The 574-nt window shown below is 62.4% G+C and carries 1 protein-coding gene; it reads right to left on the minus strand.

The features are described 5' to 3' along the window. Positions 1-452, minus strand: a 452-nt coding sequence (locus tag J5M71_RS26695; RefSeq protein WP_207838483.1) for a DEAD/DEAH box helicase, incomplete at its 3' end; no start/stop codon positions are given. Positions 453-574: the final 122 nt, after the last annotated feature.

The following is a 574-nucleotide window of genomic DNA, read 5'->3' on the forward strand; positions in this document are numbered from 1 at the left end:
TGTTCAGCGCGAAACAGCTCGCGACCGTTCAGACTGAGCGCCAGCGCCAGATCGGCGTCTAGACTGCGTTCATGAAATTCGTCGAAGATCAGCAGGCCCACACCGTCCAGCGCCGGGTCGTCCTGCAAGCGCCTGGTGAGGATGCCTTCGGTGACCACCTCGATACGCGTCTTCGGGCCGACCTTGCTGTCGAGGCGGATGCGATAGCCGACGGTTTCACCGACCTGCTCGCCGAGCTCGCTGGCCAAACGCTCCGCCGCCGCCCGCGCAGCCAAGCGCCGTGGTTCGAGCATGACGATGGTCGGCCCGGCCAGCCAGGCTTCGTTGAGCAAGGCCAAGGGCACGCGGGTGGTTTTACCGGCGCCGGGAGGTGCTTCGAGCACGGCTTCGTGGCGTGACGCGAGGGCTTCACGCAGGGCGGGTAAAACATCGTCGATCGGCAAAGAAATCATGCTGGCTCCCAAACAGAGGGCCGAGTATAACGGCGAACTGCCGGGCGTTCGTCAGGGTCTTAACTTCACAAGACGAAGCTTCGTTATTTGATGACTCAGGAGACATTTCCATGCGCTTACCC

Origin of the sequence: Pseudomonas sp. 43(2021) (genome assembly GCF_017490805.1) — a bacterium.
Lineage (GTDB): Bacteria > Pseudomonadota > Gammaproteobacteria > Pseudomonadales > Pseudomonadaceae > Aquipseudomonas.